The following is a 23,250-nucleotide window of genomic DNA, read 5'->3' as shown; positions in this document are numbered from 1 at the left end:
AACGGAGTGGGCAGCCATGAAAATCGTGGTCATCGGCGGTACCGGTCTCATCGGGAGCAAGCTGGTCGAGCGGCTGCGCGCGGGCGGGCACGAGGTGACGGCCGCGGCCCCGTCGTCCGGCGTGAACACGCTGACCGGCGAAGGCCTGGCCGAGGCGCTCGACGGCGCGCAGGTGGTCGCCGACGTGTCGAACTCGCCGTCCTTCGAGGACAACGCCGTGCTGGAGTTCTTCACCACGAGCAGCCGGAACCTGCTCGCCGCCGAAGCCGCCGCCGGAGTGGGACACCACGTCGCACTGTCGGTGGTCGGCGCGGAACGGCTGCCGGACAGCGGGTACATGCGGGCGAAGGTCGCGCAGGAGAAGCTGATCGCGGAATCGGGCGTGCCGTACTCGATCCTGCGCGCCACGCAGTTCTTCGAATTCCTCGACGGCATCGCCGCCACGAGCACCGACGGCAACCAGGTACGACTGTCCCCGGCGCAGTTCCAGCCGGTCGCCGCTGAGGACGTCGCCGCCGCACTGGCGGACGTGGTGCTCGGCGACCCGGTCAACGGGCAGCGGGAACTGGCCGGGCCCGAGGCACGGGGGTTGTCCGACTTCGTCCGGGATCACTTGGCGCAGAAGCAGGATCCGCGCGAGGTGGTGGCCGACGAGGCCGCCGGTTACTTCGGCGCGGCGATCGACGACCGCTCGCTCACGCCCGGCGACAACCCGCGCCTCGGCAAGATCACCTACAAGGAGTGGCTGGCTCTCTAGGCGTCACGCAGCGCGGGCACCACCTGTGCCAGCGCCTCCCGCAGCAGGTCCGCCAACGGCGGGCCCTGCGGGACCACCAGCAGTTCGCCCGCGCCCCGCGGCCAGCCGCCGACCCAGCGTTCCACCGCCACCCGCGCGGCCGCGGTGACCGCGGCGGCCAGCACCGCGGTCGCGAGATCTTCCTCGCGCCCCAGCCGTTCGGCGATCGCCGAGGCCAGCGGCGACTCGATGGAGACGACCGTTTCGATGAACTCGGCCCGCAGTGCGGGCGCCGTGGTGATCAGTGTCAGCGCGTCCCCCGACGGCTCGCTGTGCTGCTCGACCACCGCTTCCACCACGGCTTCGGCCAACGGCTCGTCCGACGGCCTGGCCCGCAGCGCCGCACCGATCCGCTCCGCGCGCTCGGCCGCGATCGCGGCGACGATCGCCTGTTCCCGGCTGGAGAAGTAGTTGTTGTAGGTGCGCGGGGAGACGCCGGCGGCTTCGGCGATGTCGTCCACCCGCACGTTTTCCGGCCCGCGCTCCAGCGCCAGCCGCAACGCCGCCGCGCTGAGCGCTTCCCGCGTCGCCGCCTTCTTGCGCTCGCGCAACCCGTCCCGCTCTGCCATGGGGTCAATCTAGCCGGGTACGGTGGGATCATGCTTTGACGCTGGCCCGGCTGCCGGGCACCCCCAACACCTCCTTCGTCACGCACCCGAAAACCCGACGAAGGAGTTCCCGCTCATGCACTTCGACGTGCCCAGGCAACTGGTCCAGTCCCATCAGGACGAACACCCGGACTGGCTCGCCGCCCTACCCCGGCTCGTCACCGAGTTCCTCGACCGCTGGTCGCTGCGCCCGGAAGGGCCCACCTGGAACGGCTGCGCTTCGCTCGTGCTGCCGGTGACGCGCGAGGACGGCACGCCCGCCGCGCTCAAACTGCAGCCGCCCACCGAAGAGAACGCCGGAACCGCGCTCGCGCTGCGCACGTGGGACGGCGACGGCATCGTCCGGCTGCTCGAGTACGACCGCGAAACCAGCACGCAACTGCTGGAACGGCTGGACGAGAGCAGGCCGCTGTCCACGGTCCCGGACGACACCACCGCGCTCACCGTGCTCGCCGAACTGCTCGCGCGACTGACCGCCAGGCCCGCGCCCGCCGGGATGCGGCAGCTCGCCGACGTGGCCGAGGCGATGCTCGACCAGACCCCGGAAGCCGTGCTCGAACTGGCCGATCCCGCCGAGCGGCAACTGGTCCTCCGGTGCGCGGCGGCCACCGCCGAAGTGCTCGGTGAGCCGGGCGATCGGCTGCTGCACTGGGATCTGCACTACGACAACATCCTCGCCGGTGGCCGCGAGAAGTGGCTCGCCATCGACCCCGAACCGCTCGCCGGTGACCCGGGGTTCGACCTGCTGCCCGCACTGGACAACCGCTGGGCCGACGTGGTCGCCACCGGCGACGTGCCCCGCGCGGTGCTGCGCCGGTTCGACCTGCTGACCGAGGCACTCGGCCTGGACCGGCGGCGCGCCTACGCCTGGTCCATGGCCCGGATCCTGCAGAACTCGCTGTGGGACATCGAGGACGGCGAGACCCGGCTGCAGCCGGTGCAACTGGCGCTCGCGGAGGCGCTCAGCGCGCGGTCGCGCTAATCCGAGCCGCGCTGGCACCGTTAAACGTGCCAGCACGGCTTTACATGGCATCACTACTGTGCCATCTTGGCATTACGATGCCCACCACACAGTCAGGAACGCCGATGACGCAAACGCTTCCCACCCCGAAGGGCCTGCCGATGGAGCGCGACGCGGGCCCCTTCGACCCGCCACGGGAGATCACCCGGCTGCGTGACACGCGGCCGGTCAGCCCGCTGCTCTTCCCCGACGGCCACGAAGGCTGGCTGGTCACCGGCTACGAAGCGGTCCGCCAGCTGCTGGCCGACACCCGGTTCAGCTCGCGCCAGGACATCGGCATCCTCCACATGCCGTACGAAACCCCCGGCATGCCCGTGATGACCGAACCGTCACCACCGGAGCCGGGCATCTTTCTCTCGATGGACCCGCCGGACCACACGCGGCTCCGCCGCAAGCTCACCGGCGCGTTCACCGTCAAGCGGATGAAGCAGCTCGAGGAGCGCATCGAGGAGATCACCGAGCGGCAACTGGACGAACTGGCTCAGCTGGCTCAGCCGGTCGACCTGGTCAAGGAGTTCGCCCTGCCGGTGCCCTCGCTGGTGATCTGCGAACTGCTCGGCGTGCCCTACGCCGACCGCGACACCTTCCAGGTCAACACCGCGAAGTTCATGGAGCGGGACATCACGCTCGAAGACAAGATGGCCGCATACACCGCGATCAGCACATACCTGGCGGAACTGGTCACGGGCAAGCGCGCGAACCCCGGCGACGACCTCCTGTCCGACCTGGCCCGCCAGGACGACCTGAGCATCGAGGAACTGGTCGGCATCGGCTTCCTGCTGTTGTTCGCGGGCCACGAAACCACCGCGAACATGCTGGGACTGGGGACTTTCGCGCTGCTGGAGCACCCCGACCAGCTCGCCGAACTGCGCGCCGACCCGGACCTGATGCCCGGCGCCGTCGAGGAGCTCATGCGGTATCTGTCCATTGCGGACGTTTTCTTCCGCTATGCCGTGGAGGACATCGAGCTCTGCGGCGAAACGATTCCCGAAGGCTCGACCGTCGTAGTTTCGCTGCTGGCGGCCAACCGCGACCCGAACCGCTTCGAGAACCCCGACGAGCTCGACATCCACCGCACCGCCCGCGGCCACCTGTCCTTCGGCCACGGCATCCACCAGTGCCTCGGCCAGCAGCTGGCCCGCATCGAAATGCGCGCCGGCTTCACCGGCCTGCTCCGCCGTTTCCCCGACCTCCGGCTCGCCATCCCCGCCGGCGAGGTGAGGCTCAAGACGGACATGAACATCTACGGTGTCCACGAACTGCCGGTGGTGCTTTCAGCGCAGTGACTCCAGCTTCGCCTCGGCCGGGTCCCGGTCGGGGCGGAGGCCACGCCAGGCCGTGTGCCGGAGGCGGCCGTCCGAGGTGAACCGCCGGTAGACCACCTCGCCGACCAGCCGCGGTTCGACCCAGTGCGCGTTCTTGGCCCGGTCGCGCGGGACCTGGTCGGCGAACGGGCTGGTGTTCCGGCCGAGTTCGCCCAATCGGGTGTGCAGGTCGTCGAGCGCCTGCTGGGTGAAGCCGGTGCCGACGTCACCGATGTACCGCAGGTCGCCGCGGTCGTCGTGGGCCCCGAGCAGCAGCGCGCCGAGCGTGCCCGTGCGGCGGCCACCGCCGGGACGCCAGCCGCCGATCACCACCTCCTGCGTGGTGATCAGCGCGTGCTTGATCCACTCCGGACTGCGGCGGCCGGGGTGGTACCGGGACTCACTCGCCTTCGCGACCAGTCCCTCCAGCCGCGACTGCCGGGCGACGTCGAGCAGGCCGTCCGGGGTGAGGCCGGTGGCGGACAGGTCGGCGTGGCTGTAGGCGGGCGGGATGGCGAACAGGTTCGGGTTGCCGGGTTCGAGCGCGGTGAGCAGGTCGCGGCGTTCACGATAGGTCCGGTTCTCCAGTGCCTCGGCGCCGAGCCGGAGCAGGTCGAAGGCGAAGAAGCTCAGCGCGTGGCGGCGGGTGCGGCGGTTCTGCAGGAGGGTGAAGTCCGGGACGCCGCCCTCGTCGAGCGCGACGATCTCACCGTCGAACACGGCGGCGCGGCCGCCGAGCATGTCGCCGAGGCCGCCGGCGAGTTCGGGGTATTCGGCGGTGAGGTCGTTGCCGTTGCGACTGTTCAAGCGGATCGCGCCGGTGGGGCCCACCCGGAGGCAGGCGCGGTAACCGTCCCATTTGAACTCGTAGTGGTACCTGGCGTCGTCCGGCAGGGGGCCGGCCTGCGCGAGCATCGGCTCCACGGCGGGTGGTACGGCTGCCATTTTCGCCTCCCGCTCGCCAAGGTAACCCGGACGGCCTAGTCCCGCCCGCCGTGTGTACAGCGTAGACATCGAGGTGTACGGTGTAGACATGGGCGAAACCGGGGACCGGATCGCAGCCGCGGCGCTGCGGATCTTGCTGGCCGAAGGCGCGGAGGCGGTGACCATGCGGCGGGTGGCCGCCGAGGTGGGGGTCACCCCGATGGCCACCTACCGGCACTTCCCGAACCGCGAGGCGCTGCTGCGCGCGGTGGCCGACGCCGCCTTCGCCGAACTGGGGAAGAGCTGGCGCCCCCACGCCGAGACGGTGGACTTCGAGGAACGCATCGACCTGCTCCTCACCGACTTCCTCGACTTCGCGCTGGGCAGTCCCAACCTGTACAAGTTCCTGATCACCGACCGCCGCGAACCGGTGCGCCGGTTTCCCGAGGACTTCCGCGACGGGCTCTCCCCCGCGTTCGGTGCCGTCTGGTCCGCGGTCGAGCAGGGCATGCGCGAGAAGGCGTTGGACGAGGACGACCCGCTCGAAGTGACGCTCGCGCTCACCATGCCCGCGGTCGGCCTTGTCCAGCTCTACCTCGGCGGGCGGATGAACCTGCCGGAACCGGAGTTCCGCGCGTTGTGCGCCCGGACGACCAGGAGGGTCCTCAATGGACTTCGCCGGTAAGCTCGCTGCGGTCGCGGCCTCCGCACTGCTGTTCTTCTCCGGTACCGGGCTCGATCCGGTCCCGGTGCTCGCTTGGCTCGCACCGCTGCCGGTTTTCCTCATCGCGCCAAGTCTTTCCGGCTGGCAGGCGGCGGGTGCCGGGTTCGCCGCGTGCTTCCTCGGTTCGACCAACACCTGGTACTGGTCCGCCGGTTCGCACGACCTCCCGCTGTGGCCGTGGGGCGCGGTGGTCACCGTCTGCTTCGGACTCACCTTCGCCGCGTCGGTCGCGTTGTACCGGGCGTTGTTCGCCAGCCCGCTGCTGGCGGCGGTCGGTGCGGCGGCGCTGTGGACGGCGGTGCTGCACGTGGTGTCGGTCAGCAATCCGATGGGCATCACCGGCACGCTGGCGACCACGCAGGCCGACGTGCCGGTGGTGTTGCAGCTCGCTTCGGTCACCGGGGCGTGGGGTGTGGAGTTCGTGCTGATGCTGGTGCCCGCGGCGATCGCCGCGGTGAAGGTGCGCCCGGCTGTGGTCGCGGCGGTGGCGCTCGCGGTGACTTTGGGCGGTGGTGCGTTGCGGCTCGCCGGGAGTGACGAGGAAACGCAGCGCATCGCGCTCGTCGCGAGCAACCAGAAGGGCTGGGCGGCGGATCTTCGCGAGGACACCAGCCTGCTCGACGACTACCTCGGGCAGCTCGACGCCTTGCCGGACGGGGTGAAGACGGTGGTGCTGCCGGAAGCCGCGTTCGGTTCGGACGAAGCACGGCCCGCGGTGCTGGTCGAGCCGATGCGACGGCTGGCCGCCGCGCGCGGGTTCGACATCGTGGTCGGGTATGCGCACTGGAGTGGCCAGGCGAAATTCAACTACGCGCTCGTTTTCCCGGCTGGGGGTGGGGAACCGCAGGCGTACCTGAAGCACAACGACACGGTGAGCCCGACCGGGCGGGATCTCGTGGTCACGCCCGGCGGAGCCGGGGTGTTGATCTGCCTGGACATCAACTTCCGTGATCCGAGCCAGGATTACGCGGCGGGTGGCACGCGGTTGCTCGCGATCCCGGCTTCGGACGAGGATTTGAACGGGTGGCAGCACAGCCGGACGGCGGTGCTGCGCGGGGTCGAGAACGGGCAGGCGGTGGCCTGGGGTGGGCGGCAGACCATGCTCACCCTCGCCGACGGACATGGTCGCATCATTGGTGAACGACCTACCGGTAACGCTGACGGGTTCACGACCGTAGTCGCTGATGTGCCGCTCGGACCGGGGGCGACTGTCTACACGCGATTCGGCGACTGGTTCGGGTGGTTGTGCGTCGGGCTGACTGTGTTGGCTTTGGGGAAGGCTTTCAGGCTACGGAAATACCGGGAATCCCCTTCAGCTCACCCAGCAGCATCGAGCTGACCCGGACCGGGTAGTCGTCCAGGGCGTAGCGGCGCAATCGTGGCCCGGCAACGAGTTCGATGCGCACCGGCGTGTCCCCGGCATGGGCGAGCAGCGCCGACTTCAGCTCGCCGACCACTTCCCGGTCGAGCTTCTCCGCGTTCGCCCGCAGCACCAGCGGCGAATCCTCACCGAGGTTCGAGAGGTCCAGCGGATCCACGCCCGCCCCGAACACCGACATCTTGCCCTCCCGCCAGTTGACCCTGCCCTTGACCACCACCGGGTTGTCCTCGGTCAGCTCCGCCGAGAACAACGCGTACGACTTCGGGAAGAACAGCACTTCGAGCGAACCGTCGATATCCTCGACCGTGCAGATCGCCCACGGCTCGCCCTTCTTGTTGACCCGCCGTTCCAGCGCGGTGATCAAACCGGCCACGATCAGTTCGCCTTCCCGGGGTGGATCGGCCAGGATCGCGCCGATCGGCCGTTTCGCGTGCTTGCGCAGCAACGATTCCGCGCCGTCCAGTGGGTGCGCGGACACGTAGAGCCCGAGCATTTCCCGTTCGTAGCCCAACATCTGCTTGCGCGGGTACTCGTCCTCGCCGAAGCGCAGGTGGGTCAGCGGTGACGACGACGGCCCGGCTTCGGTACCGAACAGGTCGAACTGACCCATCGCTTCCCGGCGTTTGAGTGGTACGACCGCTTCCACGGCTTCCTCATGCGCCTGGACCAGCGACAACCGCGTGTTGCCGAGCGAGTCGAAGGCACCGGCCTTGATCAGCGATTCGAGCACCCGCTTGTTGCACACCACCAGTTCCGACTTGTCCAGGAAGTCGGTGAACGACGAGTACTTCCCCTGCGACGAACGGGTCTTGATGATCGACTCGACCACGTTCGCGCCCACGTTGCGGACCGCGCCCATGCCGAAGCGGATGTCGTCCCCGACGGCCGCGAACCGCACCACCGATTCGTTGACGTCCGGTGGCAGCACCTTGATCCCGAGGCGGCGGCATTCGGACAGGTAGATCGCGGACTTGTCCTTGTTGTCCCCGACCGAGGTGAGCAGCGCGGCCATGTACTCCGCGGGGTAGTTCGCCTTGAGGTAGGCGGTCCAGTAGCCGACCAGCGCGTACCCGGCGGCATGCGACTTGTTGAACGCGTACCCGGCGAACGGCAGAATGGTGTCCCACAACGCCTGCACCGCCTCGTCCGAGAAGCCGTTCTCGCGCATCCCGGCCTGGAAGCCTTCGAACTCCTTCTCCAGCACCTCCTTCTTCTTCTTGCCCATCGCCCGGCGGAGCACGTCCGCGCGGCCCATGGAAAAGCCCGCGACCCGTTGCGCGATCTGCATGATCTGCTCCTGGTACACCACCAGGCCGTGGGTTTCGGCGAGGATGTCCCGCAGCGGCTCGGCCAGTTCCGGGTGGATGGGCTCGATCTTCTGCCGCGCGTTCTTGCGGTCGGCGTAGTTGTTGTGCGTGTTCATCGCCATCGGGCCCGGCCGGTAGAGCGCGTTCACCGCGATGATGTCGTCGAACCCGGTGGGCAGCATGCGACGCAGCAGGTCGCGCATCGCGCCGCCGTCGAGTTGGAACACACCGAGGCTGTCGCCGCGCGCGAGCAGTTCGTAGGTCGCCGGGGCGTCGACCTTGAGCGTGTCGAGATCGATGTCCTCGCCCCGGTTGTATTTGATGTTGTCGATGGCGTCGCCGACGACGGTCAGGTTGCGCAGGCCGAGGAAGTCCATCTTCAGCAGGCCGATGGCCTCGCAGGACGGGTAGTCCCAGCCCGTGATCACCGCGCCGTCGTCGCGACGCCACAGCGGGATGGTGTCGACAAGTGGTTCGGCCGACATGATGACCGCGCAGGCGTGCACGCCGGCGTTGCGGATCAGGCCTTCGAGGCCGCGCGCGGTCTCGAAGATGGTGGACACCTCGGCGTCGTTCTCCACCAGTGCCCGGACCTCGGCGGCTTCCGCATACCGCTCGTGCGCGGGATCGACGATGCCGCCGAGCGGGATGTCCTTCGCCGCGACCGGTGGTGGCAGTGCCTTCGAGATGCGGTCGGCGATCCCGTAGCCCGCTTGTCCGTAGTGGACGCGGGCGGCGTCCTTGATCGCCGCCTTCGTTTTGATCTTGCCGAAGGTGATCACCTGGGCCACCCGGTCGGCGCCGTACTTGTCGGTGGCGTAGCGGATCATCTCGCCGCGGCGGCGGTCGTCGAAGTCCATGTCGATGTCCGGCATGGACACGCGCTCGGGGTTGAGGAACCGCTCGAACAACAGGCCGAGGTCGATCGGATCGAGGTTCGTGATGCCCAGTGCGTAGGCGACCAGCGAGCCCGCCGCCGAACCTCGGCCGGGGCCGACGCGGATGCCGACCTCACGAGCGTGGTTCATCAGGTCGGCGGTGATCAGGAAGTAGGCCGGGAAGCCCTTCTGCGTGATCACGTCGATCTCGAATTCGGCGCGCTCGACGTACGGCGCCGGAACCCCGTCGGGCAACCGCCACCGCAGCCCGTCCATCACCTGGTGGTGCAGCCAGCTCGCTTCGTCGTGCCCGTCCGGGACTTCGACCTGCGGCATGCGGTCACGATGCGCGTAAACGTCCTCATAGGACTGGAGGCGCTCGGCGATCAGCAACGTGGAGTCCGCCGCGCCCGGGACCTCGGTGTCCCAGTACGACCGCATCTCCTCCGCGGACTTCAGGTAGTAACCATCACCATCGAACTTGAACCGGTTCGGGTCATTGAGCGTCTTGCCCGCCTGCACACACAGCAACGCACTATGCGTATCCGCCTGATCCCGCGTCACATAGTGCGAGTCGTTCGTCGCCAACGGCCGGATCCCCAGCTGCTTGCCGATCTCCAGCAAACCCTCACGCACCGACCGCTCGATCGGCAACCCGTGATCCATCAACTCCAGGAAGAAGTTGTCCGGCCCGAAAATATCCTTGTAGTCCGACGCGGCCTGGATCGCCTCGGCCTTCTGCCCCAGCCGCAACCGAGTCTGCACCTCACCCGACGGACACCCCGTCGTGGCGATGATCCCCTCGTGCAGCTCGGAGATCAGCTCCCGATCCATCCGCGGCTTGCGGTAATACCCCTCAAGACTGGCCAGCGACGACAGCCGGAACAGATTGCGCAACCCCTGCGCGTTCTCCGCCAGCATCGTCATGTGCGTGTAGGCGCCACCACCGGAGACGTCGCCACCCTCACCGAACTCATCGGCCCCACGCTGGTTCGACTGCCCCCAGAACACCGGCTTCTTGTGGAACCGCGACTCCGGCGCCACATACGCCTCGATCCCGATGATCGGCTTGATCCCAGCCTTGCGCGCCTGCTGGTAGAACTCATCCGCCCCGTACATGTTGCCGTGATCGGTCATCCCCACCGCCGGCATCTCCAACCGAGACGCCTCGGCGAACAACGGCGCGATCTTCGCCGCACCGTCCAGCATCGAGTACTCGGTGTGCACATGCAGATGAACAAAAGAGTCCACAATCGACTCCCAGCGGTTGTGACGACAGAACCGGGCCAGGGCATTCGATCCGAGGCGGTGACCCGGTGTCCAACAACCGACACGCCGCAACCGGACAACCAGTGGTTGTCACCGCAGCTGAACTCGATGTTGCTTTCCCACGTGATAGCGCCATTTCCGGACGCGGTTTCACCATACTTTCGACCGGTCTGGGCGGCACCGAGTTGTGCGAGTCTCGCGGGAGAAGAACCGCGCGTGTCCGCGCGGTGACACCTTCACGAGGGAGTGACCTTGCCGAGATTCGCAGGGGTGGCCGCACTCGTCGGCGCGCTCGTCGCGGGAACGCTGGGCGGCCTGGCGCCGGCCGCGACCGCCGCCGAGGAAGGCGGCGTCAAGGCCGCGCAGGTCGGCGCCACCGCGCCGGTCAACTGGGGCGCGTGCGCCAAGGAGACGCTGGCCGGCGTCCCGGCCGACCAGGTCCAGCTGTACAGCTGCGCGCGGTACCGGGTGCCGATCGACCACGACAACGCCTCGCTCGGCACCATCGACATCGCGCTGCTCAAGCGCGCGGCGAAGGTGACCGACCAGCGGGTGGGGTCATTGTTCCTCAACCCCGGCGGTCCCGGCGGCTCCGGCCTGCGGATGCCGATCAGCAGCCAGTTCTACTTCCAGCCGCAGGTGCTCGACCGGTTCGACGTGATCGGCTTCGACCCGCGCGGGGTGGGCGACAGCAACCCGCTGCGCTGCTTCACCACGAACGAGGACGCCGCCGAGGTGTTCAACGCGATGATCGGCGTGCCGCAGAGCCGCCAGGAGATCTCCGGCACCCTCGCCGCCTACCGCGACTACGGCCAGTTCTGCAAGAACAACGCCGGTTCGCTGCTCAACCACATGTCCACCAAGGACGTGGTGCGCGACCTCGACGTGCTGCGCGCGGCGGTCGGCGACCAGAAGCTCAGCTTCGTCGGCTTCTCCTACGGCACGCTGATCGGCTCGACCTACGCCGGCATGTTCCCGAAGCAGACCCGCGCGATCGTGGTGGACGGCAACGTCGACCCGAAGCTGCGCACCAGCGACGGCGTGGCGTACGACCAGCAGCGCGCCGACGGCTTCGAGATCGCGCTCGACGCCTACCTGGAGAAGTGCCAGCAGGTGGGTCCGAAGTGCGCGTTCAGCTCGGGCAACCCGCGCGCGAAGTTCGACGAGGTGCGTGACCACCTGCGCAAGCAGCCGATCGACGGCGTCGACATCAGCCTCTTCACCGGCGGCGTGGCCAGCGCGCTCTACTCGCCCACCCGGTTCCCCGGCCTGGCCGAGGACCTGCAGGCGCTGTACGACACGATCCACCCGAGCGGGGACGCGGTCGCGGTGGCCGCGGCTCCGGCGATGAAGACGCTGGTGCCCGGCAAGAACGGCCTCGTCGACATCGATCCGGACAGCCCGTACACCTCGGACGACTCGTACTTCGCGGTGAACTGCTCGGACAAGCCGATCAACGTCAAGCAGAGCAAGGTGCCGCAGATCGCCGCGGACACCGAGCGGAAGTCGCCGACCTTCGGCCGCTACCAGGTGTTCTCCGACATCGCCGCCTGCCCGGTGTGGCCGGCGAAGAACCCGGACGTCTACCGCGGCCCGTGGCGGGCCAAGACCGACACCCCGATCCTGGTGGTCGGCAACTACTACGACCCCGCCACGCAGTACAAGTTCAGCCAGCGCATGGCCGACCAGCTCGGCAACGCGCGGCTGGTCTCGGTCGACGCCTTCGGCCACTGCATCCTGGGTGACGCGGCCGGGGTGGACAAGATCGCCGCGGACTACCTGATCGACCTGAAGGTGCCCGCCGACGGCCAGGTGTTCCAGCCGAACGTCCAGCCGTTCAGCTAGACCGTTCGACAAAGGCGGGGCGGGTGGTGACCCGCCCCGCTTTTCGGCGATGATATTGCACCGTTCGTTCTCAACAGAGTACGGTGGCGGACGTGGCACGGCAGAAGGAGTTCGACCCGGAGGCGGTACTGGCCCAGGCCATGGCCGTGTTCTGGGCGCAGGGCTACGAGAAGACCTCGATGCAGGACCTGGTGGCGCACATGGGCGTGCACAAGCGCAGCATGTACGACACCTTCGGCGACAAGCACACCCTGTTCCTCAAGTCGCTGGACCACTACACCAGCCGCGCCGAGGCCACCTTCCGGTCCGCGGTGGATGCTCATGCGGACGGCAAGGCGGCCTTGCGCGCGCTGATCGAGGGGTCCATCGAAGCCGGTACCGAGCACAGCCGCGGCTGCATGCTGGTGAACTGCGCGACCGAACTCGCCCCGCGTGACGCCGAAGCCGCCGAGCAGGTCGAACGGCACTTCGAGCGGACCAGGCAGTTGCTGGTCGACCTGGTCGCCCGCGACCGGGACCGGCGGGACGCGGAGGCGCTCGGCACGCTGCTGTTCAACGCCTGGCTCGGGCTCCGGGTGCAGGCCCGCGCGGGGAAGTCCGCCGCCCAGCTGCACCGGATGGCCGAAAGCCTCTACGCCCTGCTCGACTGAATTTTTTTTGCGCTGATTCTGCACCGTTCGTTCTCAACAGAAGGAGTCCCGATGGGCATCGAACTGGCGACCGCGGTCGCGGTGGTGACCGGCAGCAATCGCGGCCTCGGCAGGCGGTTCGCCGAGCAGCTGCTCGAACGCGGCGCCAAGGTCTACGCGACCGCGCGCCGGCCGGAGGCGGTGGACCTGCCCGGCGCGATCCCGCTGCGGCTCGACCTCGGCGACAGCGCGTCGATCGAGGCGGCCGCCGCCATCGCCACCGACGCCACCCTGCTGGTCAACAACGCCGGGATCTCTACGATGACCCCGCTGATCGGCGGCGACTTCGGCGACATCCGGCGGGAGATGGACACGCACTACTTCGGCACGCTCGAAGTGACGCGGGCCTTCGCGCCGGTGCTCGAAGCCAACGGCGGGGGCGCGGTGCTGAACGTGCTGTCGGTGTTGTCCTGGCTGCACATACCGGACCTCGGTGCGTACAGCGCCGCGAAAACCGCCTCGTGGGCGATGACCAACGTGGTGCGCCAGCAGCTCGCACCGAAGGGCATCCACGTGGCCGGGCTGCACGTCGGCTACCTGGACACCGACATGGCGGCGAACGTGCCCGCCGACCAGAAATCCGATCCCGGCGCGGTGGCCGCGTTCGCGCTCGACGCACTCGCGGAAGGCCGCCCGGAGATCATCGCCGACGAACTGAGCCGCCAGGCGAAGGCCGCCTTGAGCGCCTAGCGACGTCCGGCGAGTCCGCCTGGCGTTCCCGGCGCGAGTCCGCCTAGCGTTCCCAGCGCGAGTCCGCCTAGTGCTCCCAGCGTTCGGAGAACAGTTCGTACCCCGGTGGCTCACCCGGGAGCGGGTGGGCCGCCGTGGCGCGGAGGCCGTCGAGCGCGATGGCGTTGATCCGCGCCCGCGCCCCCCGCGCGGACTCGACCAGATCGTCTCGGCCCTGCTTCCCGAGCTGGTCCAGCAGCGGCGACTTGGCCAGCTGCTCGATCAGCAGCGCCAGGTCGACCATGGTCACGTCGGCCCGCAGCACCCCGGCGCGGTGCGCGCGGTCGACCAGCGCGGCGACCGCCTCGTCCGAGCGCGAATTCTTGTCCGCCATCTCCTCGGTGACCTCGATCAGCCCGGCGAGCGGGGCGAGCGAGCCCGGTCCGATTTCGATGGCCGTCCGGATGTAGTGCGCGAGGCCTTCCCACGGGTCCTCGTCGGCGAGGCCCTCCTCGGCGGCGCGCAGGTAGTCGTCGAGCGCGAGCACGCACAGGCGCTGGAACAGCTCTTCCTTGGTGCGGTACCGCCGGTACAGGCTGCCGATGCCGACCCCGGCGCGGGCCGCGATCGCCGCCACCGACGCGTGCGCGCCGTCCACCGCCAGCACCTCGCGCGCGGCTCGCAGCAGCGCCTCGTCGTTCCGCTCGGCTTCGGCCTTCCTGGTCATCCCACGCAGCCTAACGCCCTTGCGGAGCGATCCGCTCCGCCGGTACCTTCGAGCTAACGGAGCGATTCGCTCCGATAACAACCGAGGGAGTCCCGATGACCGACGCGATCCGCCAGACCATCGCGAACGCGGAGAAGCACCAGAACGACACCGACGAGTTCGTCGCGCTGCACACCGCCGACGCGCTCATCGTCAACATCGCCGGGCGCCGCGTGCTCGGCCGCGACGCGATCCGGCAGGCGATGGAGCAGGCGCTGGCCACCCCGCTGGCGAAGGTGCTGACCAGAACCGAGATCGTGGACATCCGGTTCACCACGTCCGACGTGGCGCTGGTGAGCTGCGTGAAGCACGTGTCCGACGAGCGCGAGAACAGCGGAGGACTGCCCTCGACGGGTAGCCTGACCTACGTCGTGGTGCGCGAAGGCGACGACTGGAAGATCGCCTCCGCGCAGACCACGCCGGTGCTCAGCTGAGCAGTTCGGCGCGCACGGCCTCGGCTTCGCGGGCCGAACCACCGCGCCAGGCGACCACCTGGTCCGGCCGCACCAGCAGCCAGTCGCCGTCGAACTCGGTGACCGTCCACTTCGGACCCGCCAGGTCCAGTGTGGACCGAGTGCGCGCGTCGTCGAGCCAGCGGTGCGGGATGCGCGTGCCGACGCGTCCGGCCGGGGCGAAGTCGGTGACCGGTTCGATGGAGCCGTCCGGCACCAACGCCCCCGCCGTGTACTGGAACCCGCCCGCCGCCAGCACGAACGGGTGCGCCAGCGTCGGGTCCTCGGTGCCGAGGCGGAAGGTGTCCGCGCGCCGGGTGGACTGGTCGGCGGCGAACCAGCCCGCCGGTCGCCGTTCGGCGTCGTAGCTGTCGAGCAACCGGGGTGCGGCTTCACCCCGGAGCACCGCGGCCAGCTTCCAGCCGAGGTTGTGCACGTCGGCGATGCCGGTGTTCGCCCCGCTGGCGGCGAACGGCGGCATCACGTGCGCGGCATCGCCGGCCAGGTGCACCCGGCCCGCCGAATACCGGTCCGCCACCAGCATCTCCGCCTGCCAGCCGAGCACGCTGAGGATCTCCAGATCGGGCACCGGCACGCCGAGCGCGGTGCGCAGGACCGCGGGCCAGTCGCGGTCGGTCTCCCCGCCCGAAGCCATGAACACCCAGCGCCGCCGCCCGTCGACCGAGGCCAGCGCACCGGCCGCCTCGGGGTGGTCGAGCATGCACAGGTTGAACTCCCGCCCGCGCACGACTTCGGTGAGGTCCGCGCGGAAGTACACGTTCACACTGGGTTCGCCGACCGCGCCCCGGCCGGATCGTTCGATGCCCAGCGCCTGCCGTACGCCGCTGCGCGCGCCATCGGCGGCCACCAGGTAGTCCGCGCGGAGCTCCATTCCGTCGAACCGGGCGGTCACCCCGTCGGCGTCCTGTTCGAAGTCCAGCAACTCCGTGTCGAACCGCACGTCCGCACCGGCTTCGACGGCCGCCTTCCGCAACACCGGTTCGAGCACGTCCTGGGCGATCAGGCAGGGCGGCTCCGGGCTCACGTCCATCGCGTCCGCACCGCCGGGCGGTTGCCACAGCGGCTGTTGCGTGGCTTCGGCGAGGGTGCGACCCGAGGCCATGTGGTCGTGGCCGGCCAGGTCGCGCGCGGCCTCGTGGACCAGTCCGGCGAGGCCCAGCTCGCGGAAGATCTCCATGGTCCGGACGTGGAAGCGGCGGGCCTTCGGTTGCGGTGACGTCGTCGACCGGCGTTCCACCAGGGTCACGTCGACGTCGTGGTGCCGCAGCACCAGCGCGGCGGTCAGGCCGACCAGGCCACCGCCGACAATCAGTGTACGTTGTCCACTCATGATGTACGTTGTACACCGACTGCTAGCCTACGTCCACCATGAACGAGAAACTGGTGTGGTTCGACGAGCCGCCGCGCCCCACGCAACCGCTCAGCCGCGAGCGGATCGTGGCCGCCGCCGTGGAACTCGCCGACGCGCAGGCCGACGGTGAGATCACCATGCGCGCGCTCGCGCAGAAGCTCGGCGTGCGCAGTCCGATGGCGCTCTACCGCTACGTCGGGAGCAAGGACGGGCTGGCCGACCTGATGGCCGACCACGCGTACGGCCTGATCACCGTGCCGAGGGGCGAAGGGTGGCGGCCCGCGCTGCGCGCACTCGGGCTGTCGGCCTGGGCGGCCGTGCAGGCACACCCGTGGTTCGCGCGGCTCGCGTTCAGCCGGCCGCCGCTCGGCCCGAACGCGATGGCGCTCTACGACGCGGCGCTCGCCGAGCTCGATTCACTGGACCTGCCGGCGGCCACCCGGATGGGCTTCGTCAACACGGTCTTCGGGCACGTGTTCGGCTCCGGGCTGGCACTGCTGGAGGAACGCACCATGCGTGCCGGGATCGGCGGCGCCACCGACGCGGACCTCGCCGAGGCGGCGCGGCCCTACTTGGAGCGCGTCGCCGCCTCGGGGAAGTACCCGTACTTCACGAAGTGGGCCAACGACCCCGCCCGCGACGAGACCCCGCCGCAGACCTTCGAAACGATCCTGGAGTGGCTGCTGGACGGACTGGAATCCGGCTAGGTGTTGTCCGGCAGGTCTGCTCGATGGGCTTCGAGCGAGACTTGCCGGACGACGCCTAAACGCGGGATCGCTTCTTCTTGCGCCCGGTCACCTTGTTGAAGATGACGAGCACGATGATGGCGCCGATGACCGAGCCGATCCAGCCGGCCGGTTCGAAACCGCGGAAGCCCACGGTGAACAGGCCGAAGAGGAAGCCGCCGACCACCGAGCCCACGATGCCCAGCAGGATGGTGGCCAGGAACCCGATGTCGTCCTTGCCGGGCACCAGCGCGCGGGCGATGAAACCGGCGATCAGGCCGAACAGCAGCCACCCGAGAATGGTCCAGAACACAACGAGTCCCCTCACTGTCCGGTGGATGCTTGCACAGATCACGCTACCCGTCCGCGCGCCCCGGCGCCGCCGGTAAGGGTTGACACGCACCACAGCCCGACCGGACCGTGGATCCCGTGCACACCTGGAAAACGGTGGCCCGGCACCGGCGGATCCGGCACCAGACCTGCCCGTGCGGCACCTGGCGCGTGGTCCGCGGCTGGCGCGAGCAGTGGCGGTCCTCCCCGGGCGAGTGCCCGGCGGCACCGCCGATCCGGCCGACCCCCCGCGGCTGGCCCCACCACAAGACCCACGGCGAAGCCGGATTCTTCGACGGCTGAGCGGTTCTATACTCGGGGCGAACATGACCACCGAGACCGAACTCCCCGTCGCGCAGCTCCTTGACGTGTTCAAGGCGCTCGCCAATCCGGTGCGCCTCCAGGTGCTCCACTGGCTGCGCGAACCGGAACGGCACTTCCCGGTCGAGGAGGGCATCGCCGATCCGCAGGAGGTCGGCGTGTGCGTGAGCCACATCCAGGCCAAGGCCGGACTGGCGCAGTCGACCGTCTCCGCCTACATGGCCTCGCTGCAGCGCGCCGGTCTCGTCCGCGCCACCCGCGTCGGCAAGTGGACGCACTACCGTCGCGACGAGGACCGCATCGCGCAACTGGTCGACGTGCTCGGCCGGTCCCTCTGAATCAGTCGAGGCAGAACTCGTTGCCCTCGATGTCCCGCATCACGATGCACGACTCCTCCTCGCCGTCGGCGAGCAGCGTGCGCTCGTGCTCCGCGCCGAGCGCGATCAGCCGGTCGCACTCGGCCTGGAGCGTGGCGAGGCGTTCGTCGCCCACGAGCCCGGTGCCCACGCGCACGCAGAGGTGCACCCGGTTCTTGACCACCTTGCCCTCGGGCACGCGCTGGAAGTACAGCCGCGGCCCCTCGCCGGTGGGGTCGCTGCAGACGAATCCCGCGTCCCGCTTCTCGGGCGGCAGCGAGTCGTTGTAGTCGTCCCAGGTGGCGTGTCCCGCCGGTGGTGACGGCACGACGTAACCCAGCACCTCGCACCAGAACCGGGCGACGCGCTCCGGCGACGCGCAGTCGAAGGTGACCTGGAACTTCCTGATCGACATCGGCCCACCCTATCCACCGGCCCCCTCGGCGCAGTTCATATCGAAGTTCTGCGATACTTCGATGCATGAGCGAACTGGAACTGGGCCGCTTCGGCGTGTGGACCTTCGACTTCGAGCACCAGCCGGCGAGCGCGATGCGGGAATCGGTGCGGGAACTGGAAGAACTGGGCTGGCCCGCGTTCTGGGTCCCGGAACTGCTCGGCCGCGAGGCGCTGACGCACGCCGGCTTCCTGCTCGCCGCCACCGAGCGCATCACCGTGGTCAACGGCATCGCGCAGATCTGGTCCCGCGAACCGCGGTGGACCCACGGCGGGGCGAAACTGCTCGCCGACGCCTACCCCGGCCGCCACGTGCTCGGCCTCGGTTTCGGGGGCGCGCGTCCGGGGACCAAGCCGTTGCGGGCGATGCGCCAGTACCTGGACGACCTCGACGCGGCGACCGACGTCAACCCCGCGCCGTCCGGCCCGATGCGGCGGATCCTCGCGGCCTACGGCCCGAAGATGCTCGAACTCGCCAGGGAGCGCTCGGCCGGCGCGCACACCTACCACGTGACGGTCGAGCACACGGCCCAGGCGCGCGAGGTGCTCGGTGACGCGTTCCTCGGTGTCGAGCACGCGGTGCTCTTCGAGACCGATCCGGCCAAGGCACGGGAAATCGCCCGCGAGCACCTGCACCCCTACCTGACGCAGAAGTACAACGTCGCCAAGTTCCTGCGCCTCGGTTACACCGAAGCGGACATCGACGGTGGCAGCGACCGGCTCGTCGATGACCTCGTCTTCTGGGGCGACGTCGACACGATCGCCGCCAAGCTGCACGGCCACCTCGACGCGGGCGCGGACCACGTCGGCATCCAGGTCATCGGGGTCGAACCCGGCGCGTCGGCGATGCCGCACTGGCGGCGGCTGGCCGAGGCGCTGCTGCCGCGTGCCAGTATCGGCGGATGAAGCGGATCGCCTTGGTGCTGCTGGGTTTCGCGGGCTTGGTCGGCTGGAGCGAGGTGGTGCACTGGCGGGCTTCCCGCGCGCTGGTGCACGACCGGCGCCCCGCCCGGTCCGAGGCGGTGGTGGTGCTCGGCTACCGCGACCGCGGCACCGAGGCGAATGCGATGAACCGGTGGCGGGTCCGCGCGGCCCTGCGCTCGATCGACCCCGCGCTCGACTCGGTGCTGGTCTGCTCGGGCGCCGGCGGCGGGCCGGTGCCCGAGGCCGCGTTGCTGGCGCGGCACGCGGCGGCGCTCGGTTTCACCGGCGAGGTCCGCCTGGAGGACCGCTCGCGCAGCACCTGGCAGAACATCGAGTTCCTCGCGCCCCTGCTCGACGGAGTGGACCAGATCAAGATCGTGTCCAACCCGCTGCACGCCCAGAAGGCCCGGCTCTACCTGCACCACCAGCACCCGGACCTGGCCGCGCGCCTGGTCCGGGGCGGCGACTACCGGTTCGGCGAGGCGTGGCCTCTCAAGCCGCTGCTCGCCGCCCACGGCCTGCGCAAACTCGCGCTCGGCAAACGCGAACTGGCGCGGCGCGCGGCCATGTAGTGGCTATCCACAGCGGTATCCACAACATGTGGACAACGGTCAGACGGCGAACACCTGGCTGTCGTCGGCGAAGGCCTTGAACTCGAGCGCGTTGCCCGCCGGGTCCAGCAGGAACATGGTCCACTGCTCGCCGGGCTCGCCCTGGAACCGGACGTAGGGCTCGATCACGAACTCGGTGCCCGCCGCGCGCAGCCGGTCGGCCAGCTTGCCGAACTCCTCGACGGTGAGCACCAGGCCGAAGTGCGGGACCGGCACGTCGTGCCCGTCGACCGGGTTGTGGATCCGCTTCGTGCCCTCGGCGGCGAGGTGGGTGACGAACTGGTGGCCGTGCAGGTTCCAGTCCACCCAGGTGTCGGAGCTGCGGCCCTGCGGCAGGCCCAGCACCTCTCCGTAGAAGTGACGGGCGGCGGCCAGGTCGTCCACCGGCATGGCCAGGTGGAACCGCGGGATCGGCGAGTCGAGAACAGTCATGTCGCAATGTTAACATTCAGACAAACAACGAGAGGTGAGACGTGAACCACCCCCCAGCCGTGGCCCCCGCCCGCCGCCGCGGACTCGCCGACGAGGTGGCCGACCGCATCCGCGACGCCATCTTCAACGGCGGTTACGCCCCCGGCACGCAACTGCGCGAGGTCGAACTGGCCGCGGCGATGGACGTCAGCCGCGGGCCGGTCCGCGAGGCGCTGCTCCGGCTCGAACGCGAGGGCCTGGTCCGCAGCGAGTGGCACCGCGGTGCCACGGTCACCGATCTGACCCCCGACGACGTGGCCGAATTGGACAGCCTTCGCGGCGCTCTCGAAGCGCTCGCCGTACAGCGGGTCACCGAGCACGCCACCGACGCGGACCTCGACCGGATCGACCACGCCGTCGCGTTGATGGACCGGGCCGCCGACGAACACGAGATGGTCCGCGCCGACCTGGCCTTCCACGACGCCGTCTACGCCGCCGCCCACCACCGGCGCCTCGCCGAGGCCTGGGCCGCGATCCGCAACCAGGTCCACCTGTTCCTGCTCACCCGGATCACCCTGAGCACCACGGACTACCTCGCCCACATCCCCGCCGAACACCGCGAGCTCGCCGGTACCCTGCGTGCACGGAACGCCGGGACCGCGCTCGCCGCGTTCGCCGAACACCGCCGCCACGCCTTCGAGATCCTGAGCCGCTGACCAGGGGTGACCGCGGCACTGTTTGGCGTACCCCCGACCGGGGTAACCGATCTCAGCACCGCGGAAGGGGGACCGACACCATGCGACGGTCAGCGGACGCCGCCGGACAGACACTGGGAAACCTGGCCACCGAAGTCGATCTCCTGCCACCTCTGCCACCCGCCACGGCGGTGCTGCACCACCGCGAGCAGGCCACCGCCGAGAACGCGTCGCGCCTGCGTGGCGCGCTCGCCCGCTGGCTGCGCGACCTCGGCCTGGGCGGCGACCTGCACGAGGACGTGGTGCTCGCCGCCTACGAAGCCATGGCCAACGTGGTCGACCACGCCTACGCCGGCCCGGCCGGACCACTCGAACTCCACGGGCACGCCACCGCGACCCGGTGCACGATCACCATCACCGACCGGGGGCGCTGGCGCCGCCCGAGAACGGTCGCCGGTTCTTTCCGCGGACGCGGGCTCGGCATGATGCACGAACTCGCCGACGAGGTGCTGATGCGCTCGAACGCGCTCGGCACCACGATCCGGATGAGCTGGTGGTGCGCCCTCACCCCGGGACGGTGAAAAACCACCGGTACAGCGACGTACCACCCCCTGGCGGGCAGGTCGGTTGACTGGGACGATGCCGGGTATACCTGGCGCGAGTCCCCCCGCCGCCGAGGAGGTATCCGATGGCACTGCGCCCCCGTGACGTCGTGGTGGTCGGCGCCTCCGCGGGTGGGGTCGAAGCCCTTCGTTCGATGGTGGCCGGCCTGCCCCAGGACCTGGCCGCGGCGGTGCTGGTCGTGCTGCACCTGCCCCCCAGCGGTACCAGTGCGCTGGCCAGCATCCTGGCGCGGGCGGGTCCGCTCCCGGTGACCAACGCCCAGGACGGCGGCAGGCTGACGCGGGGCCACGTCCACGTCGCCCGCCCGGGCCACCACCTCCTGGTCGTCGACGACCAGATCGCGCTCTCCCGCGGCCCCACCGAGAACGGGCACCGCCCGGCGATCAACGCGCTCTTCCGCTCCGCGGCCGTGGCGCACGGCGCCGCCGTGACCGGCGTTCTGCTGTCCGGGGTGCTCGACGACGGGGTCGCCGGACTGCGGGCGATCGCCGCCCAGGGTGGCACGGTGGTGGTCCAGGAACCGACGGACGCGCTCTACTCCGCGATGCCCCAGCACGCGCTGGCGGTACTCACCCCCGACCACGTCCTGCCCGCCACCGGCATCGGCGAGGTGCTCGGCAAGATCACCGAGAGCACCGTGGAAAACGAGCTCTCCGCGTCGGAACTGCTGCGCTGGGAAAACACCATCGCCGGTGGGAAGCAGCCGTACCGGGAGGTGGAGCACGTGGGCGCACCATCGGAATTCTCCTGTCCCGACTGCGACGGTGTACTCGCCGACATCGACGGAGGCCGGTGGTACCGGTGCCGGGTCGGGCACGCCTGGAGCGCCGACGCGCTGCTGGCCGCCCAGGGATCCGCGCTGGATCGCGCGCTGTGGACCGCCTTGCGCACACTGGAGGAGCGAACGGCCTTGAGCACACGAATGGCCGAGCAGGCGTACGAGCGGGGCAGCCTCACCATCGCCGCCCGCTACCGGGAGCAGGCGAACGAAACCATCGAAGCCGCGACCGTGATCCGACGGCAACTCGGCCTGGGCGGTGCGAAGTGACCCTGCGCTTCGAGCAGACCACCCTGGCCGGCGCCACGGTGGTGACCCCGGCCGGGCGACTGGAGCTCTCGACCTACCGCGAGCTGCGCGACCACCTGACCAAGGCGGGCACGGACTGCCCCCGCGCGGTGATCGTGGACCTGCGCGGGCTCGACATCGTCTCCGCCACGGCACTGGCCGTGTTCACCACCATCCACTCGCGGCTCGACCAGTGGCCGGGGGTACCGCTGCTGCTCGCCGACGGCAACGAGCACAACAAGCAACTCCTCACCACCAACCGCACCCGGCGCTACGTGCCCGTGCACGACAGCGTGGCCGACGCCCTCGACGCGATCGAGGACCCGGCACCGCGCCGGGTGGACCGCGTCGAGCTGGCCAACGACCTCGGTAGTGCCCGCCTCGCGCGCGGGTTCATGCGCGAGGTGGGCACCGCCTGGGGCGTGACCGGACCGCTGCTCAACGACGCCATCCTGCTGGTCAGCGAGCTGGTGACCAACGTGGTCGTGCACACCCGGTCGCCCGCCGAGGTCAGGACCGAGCTGCGCCGCGGGTTGCTGAGCGTCTCGGTGTCCGACGAGGTGCCGGGCACCGTGGCCGTCCGCGATCCAGGGCTCGACCTGCACGGGGTCGGCGGGCTGCTGCTGGTGGCCCAGACCGCGTTGGCGTGGGGCTGCATGCCGACCACCGGCGGCGGCAAGGTGGTCTGGGCGACGCTACGGGTCGCCGAGTACGGTGCCTGATGTGGCA

At 69.7% G+C, this 23,250-nt stretch carries 26 protein-coding genes; 18 read left to right on the top strand and 8 right to left on the bottom strand.

Annotated features, from left to right (window positions below; all coding sequences use genetic code 11):
* Nucleotides 1-16 precede the first annotated feature (16 nt).
* Entirely contained in the window at nt 17-757 is a 741-nt protein-coding gene (locus JYK18_RS18495) for an SDR family oxidoreductase (RefSeq protein WP_206803216.1), read from the top strand.
* On the opposite strand, the gene JYK18_RS18490 is transcribed toward JYK18_RS18495, so the two are convergent.
* The gene (locus tag JYK18_RS18490) at nt 754-1,365 is read right to left on the bottom strand and encodes a TetR/AcrR family transcriptional regulator (protein ID WP_206803215.1); all 612 of its coding nucleotides are present in this window, start codon (nt 1,363-1,365) and stop codon (nt 754-756) included. The two genes, JYK18_RS18495 and JYK18_RS18490, sit on opposite strands and share 4 nt — an antisense overlap.
* A 115-nt stretch (nt 1,366-1,480) precedes the next feature.
* On the opposite strand from JYK18_RS18490, the gene JYK18_RS18485 reads away from it, so the two are divergent.
* Nucleotides 1,481-2,386 (top strand): aminoglycoside phosphotransferase family protein, encoded by a 906-nt coding sequence (locus tag JYK18_RS18485; protein WP_206803214.1) that lies wholly within the window; start codon nt 1,481-1,483, stop codon nt 2,384-2,386.
* A 104-nt stretch (nt 2,387-2,490) separates the two neighbouring features.
* A complete protein-coding gene (locus JYK18_RS18480; RefSeq protein WP_206803213.1) occupies nt 2,491-3,711 on the top strand; it encodes a cytochrome P450 in 1,221 nt (406 codons plus the stop codon).
* Here the strand turns inward: JYK18_RS18480 and ligD are convergent.
* A complete protein-coding gene (gene ligD, locus JYK18_RS18475) occupies nt 3,700-4,674 on the bottom strand; it encodes a non-homologous end-joining DNA ligase (RefSeq protein WP_206803212.1) in 975 nt (324 codons plus the stop codon). The genes JYK18_RS18480 and ligD overlap by 12 nt on opposite strands.
* 88 nt (nt 4,675-4,762) lie before the next feature.
* Between ligD and JYK18_RS18470 the strand changes: the two genes are divergently transcribed.
* Both JYK18_RS18470 and JYK18_RS18465 read left to right on the top strand, forming a co-directional pair.
* Nucleotides 4,763-5,338, top strand: coding sequence for a TetR/AcrR family transcriptional regulator (locus JYK18_RS18470; protein ID WP_206803211.1), 576 nt, complete (start codon nt 4,763-4,765; stop codon nt 5,336-5,338).
* Nucleotides 5,322-6,716: a nitrilase-related carbon-nitrogen hydrolase gene (locus JYK18_RS18465; RefSeq protein ID WP_206803210.1), complete on the top strand. Its 1,395-nt coding sequence runs from the start codon at nt 5,322-5,324 to the stop codon at nt 6,714-6,716. The genes JYK18_RS18470 and JYK18_RS18465 overlap by 17 nt, the downstream gene beginning before the upstream one ends.
* Here the strand turns inward: JYK18_RS18465 and dnaE are convergent.
* Entirely contained in the window at nt 6,661-10,194 is a 3,534-nt protein-coding gene (dnaE, locus tag JYK18_RS18460) for a DNA polymerase III subunit alpha (RefSeq protein ID WP_206803209.1), read from the bottom strand. The two genes, JYK18_RS18465 and dnaE, sit on opposite strands and share 56 nt — an antisense overlap.
* 264 nt (nt 10,195-10,458) lie before the next feature.
* Between dnaE and JYK18_RS18455 the strand changes: the two genes are divergently transcribed.
* The 3 genes from JYK18_RS18455 (at nt 10,459) to JYK18_RS18445 (ending at nt 13,436) form a co-directional block, all read left to right on the top strand.
* On the top strand, nt 10,459-12,057 hold the full coding sequence (locus JYK18_RS18455) for an alpha/beta hydrolase (protein WP_374195032.1): 1,599 nt from the start codon (nt 10,459-10,461) through the stop codon (nt 12,055-12,057).
* Nucleotides 12,058-12,149: 92 nt separating this feature from the next.
* Entirely contained in the window at nt 12,150-12,707 is a 558-nt protein-coding gene (locus JYK18_RS18450; protein ID WP_206803208.1) for a TetR/AcrR family transcriptional regulator, read from the top strand.
* A 51-nt stretch (nt 12,708-12,758) separates the two neighbouring features.
* On the top strand, nt 12,759-13,436 hold the full coding sequence (locus JYK18_RS18445; protein ID WP_242579235.1) for an SDR family oxidoreductase: 678 nt from the start codon (nt 12,759-12,761) through the stop codon (nt 13,434-13,436).
* 67 nt (nt 13,437-13,503) lie between these two features.
* Here the strand turns inward: JYK18_RS18445 and JYK18_RS18440 are convergent, their stop codons facing one another.
* Nucleotides 13,504-14,142 (bottom strand): TetR/AcrR family transcriptional regulator, encoded by a 639-nt coding sequence (locus JYK18_RS18440; protein WP_206803207.1) that lies wholly within the window; start codon nt 14,140-14,142, stop codon nt 13,504-13,506.
* 95 nt (nt 14,143-14,237) lie between these two features.
* Here JYK18_RS18440 and JYK18_RS18435 point away from each other — a divergent pair, with 95 nt between their 5' ends.
* The gene (locus tag JYK18_RS18435; RefSeq protein WP_206803206.1) at nt 14,238-14,615 is read left to right on the top strand and encodes an SgcJ/EcaC family oxidoreductase; all 378 of its coding nucleotides are present in this window, start codon (nt 14,238-14,240) and stop codon (nt 14,613-14,615) included.
* Here the strand turns inward: JYK18_RS18435 and JYK18_RS18430 are convergent.
* Nucleotides 14,608-15,984 (bottom strand): FAD-dependent monooxygenase, encoded by a 1,377-nt coding sequence (locus tag JYK18_RS18430; RefSeq protein WP_206803205.1) that lies wholly within the window; start codon nt 15,982-15,984, stop codon nt 14,608-14,610. The two genes, JYK18_RS18435 and JYK18_RS18430, sit on opposite strands and share 8 nt — an antisense overlap.
* Nucleotides 15,985-16,022: 38 nt before the next feature.
* On the opposite strand from JYK18_RS18430, the gene JYK18_RS18425 reads away from it, so the two are divergent.
* Nucleotides 16,023-16,712 carry a TetR/AcrR family transcriptional regulator gene (locus JYK18_RS18425; RefSeq protein ID WP_206803204.1) on the top strand — a complete coding sequence of 230 codons (690 nt, stop codon included), beginning with the start codon at nt 16,023-16,025 and terminating at the stop codon, nt 16,710-16,712.
* Nucleotides 16,713-16,767: 55 nt separating this feature from the next.
* Here the strand turns inward: JYK18_RS18425 and JYK18_RS18420 are convergent, their stop codons facing one another.
* On the bottom strand, nt 16,768-17,043 hold the full coding sequence (locus JYK18_RS18420; protein ID WP_206804322.1) for a GlsB/YeaQ/YmgE family stress response membrane protein: 276 nt from the start codon (nt 17,041-17,043) through the stop codon (nt 16,768-16,770).
* A gap of 116 nt (nt 17,044-17,159) precedes the next feature.
* Between JYK18_RS18420 and JYK18_RS18415 the strand changes: the two genes are divergently transcribed.
* On the top strand, nt 17,160-17,363 hold the full coding sequence (locus JYK18_RS18415; RefSeq protein WP_206803203.1) for a hypothetical protein: 204 nt from the start codon (nt 17,160-17,162) through the stop codon (nt 17,361-17,363).
* Nucleotides 17,364-17,386: 23 nt separating this feature from the next.
* Entirely contained in the window at nt 17,387-17,719 is a 333-nt protein-coding gene (locus JYK18_RS18410; protein ID WP_206803202.1) for a helix-turn-helix transcriptional regulator, read from the top strand.
* A gap of 1 nt (nt 17,720) precedes the next feature.
* On the opposite strand, the gene JYK18_RS18405 is transcribed toward JYK18_RS18410, so the two are convergent.
* Nucleotides 17,721-18,152, bottom strand: a complete 432-nt coding sequence (locus tag JYK18_RS18405; protein ID WP_206803201.1) for a VOC family protein — start codon at nt 18,150-18,152, stop codon at nt 17,721-17,723.
* A 65-nt stretch (nt 18,153-18,217) separates the two neighbouring features.
* On the opposite strand from JYK18_RS18405, the gene JYK18_RS18400 reads away from it, so the two are divergent.
* Both JYK18_RS18400 and JYK18_RS18395 read left to right on the top strand, forming a co-directional pair.
* Nucleotides 18,218-19,096, top strand: a complete 879-nt coding sequence (locus JYK18_RS18400) for a TIGR03620 family F420-dependent LLM class oxidoreductase (RefSeq protein WP_374195031.1) — start codon at nt 18,218-18,220, stop codon at nt 19,094-19,096.
* The gene (locus JYK18_RS18395) at nt 19,093-19,686 is read left to right on the top strand and encodes a YdcF family protein (RefSeq protein ID WP_206803200.1); all 594 of its coding nucleotides are present in this window, start codon (nt 19,093-19,095) and stop codon (nt 19,684-19,686) included. Before JYK18_RS18400 ends, JYK18_RS18395 begins: the two co-directional genes overlap by 4 nt.
* A 39-nt stretch (nt 19,687-19,725) precedes the next feature.
* On the opposite strand, the gene JYK18_RS18390 is transcribed toward JYK18_RS18395, so the two are convergent.
* Nucleotides 19,726-20,157: a VOC family protein gene (locus tag JYK18_RS18390; protein WP_206803199.1), complete on the bottom strand. Its 432-nt coding sequence runs from the start codon at nt 20,155-20,157 to the stop codon at nt 19,726-19,728.
* Between the two features lie 41 nt (nt 20,158-20,198).
* Here JYK18_RS18390 and JYK18_RS18385 point away from each other — a divergent pair, with 41 nt between their 5' ends.
* From JYK18_RS18385 to JYK18_RS18370, 4 genes are all read left to right on the top strand, one after another.
* Nucleotides 20,199-20,852 (top strand): GntR family transcriptional regulator, encoded by a 654-nt coding sequence (locus JYK18_RS18385; protein WP_206803198.1) that lies wholly within the window; start codon nt 20,199-20,201, stop codon nt 20,850-20,852.
* Nucleotides 20,853-20,932: 80 nt separating this feature from the next.
* Nucleotides 20,933-21,412: an ATP-binding protein gene (locus tag JYK18_RS18380; protein WP_206803197.1), complete on the top strand. Its 480-nt coding sequence runs from the start codon at nt 20,933-20,935 to the stop codon at nt 21,410-21,412.
* Between the two features lie 107 nt (nt 21,413-21,519).
* Complete coding sequence (locus JYK18_RS18375) at nt 21,520-22,503, top strand: chemotaxis protein CheB (protein WP_206803196.1); 984 nt, start codon at nt 21,520-21,522, stop codon at nt 22,501-22,503.
* A complete protein-coding gene (locus tag JYK18_RS18370; protein ID WP_206803195.1) occupies nt 22,500-23,243 on the top strand; it encodes an ATP-binding protein in 744 nt (247 codons plus the stop codon). Before JYK18_RS18375 ends, JYK18_RS18370 begins: the two co-directional genes overlap by 4 nt.
* Nucleotides 23,244-23,250 lie beyond the last annotated feature (7 nt).

The sequence above is a fragment of the Amycolatopsis sp. 195334CR genome (assembly GCF_017309385.1).
In the GTDB taxonomy this organism is placed as follows: domain Bacteria; phylum Actinomycetota; class Actinomycetes; order Mycobacteriales; family Pseudonocardiaceae; genus Amycolatopsis.
The sequence above is the reverse complement of the archived record's forward strand: the minus strand, read 5'-3'. Positions and strand labels throughout refer to the sequence as shown.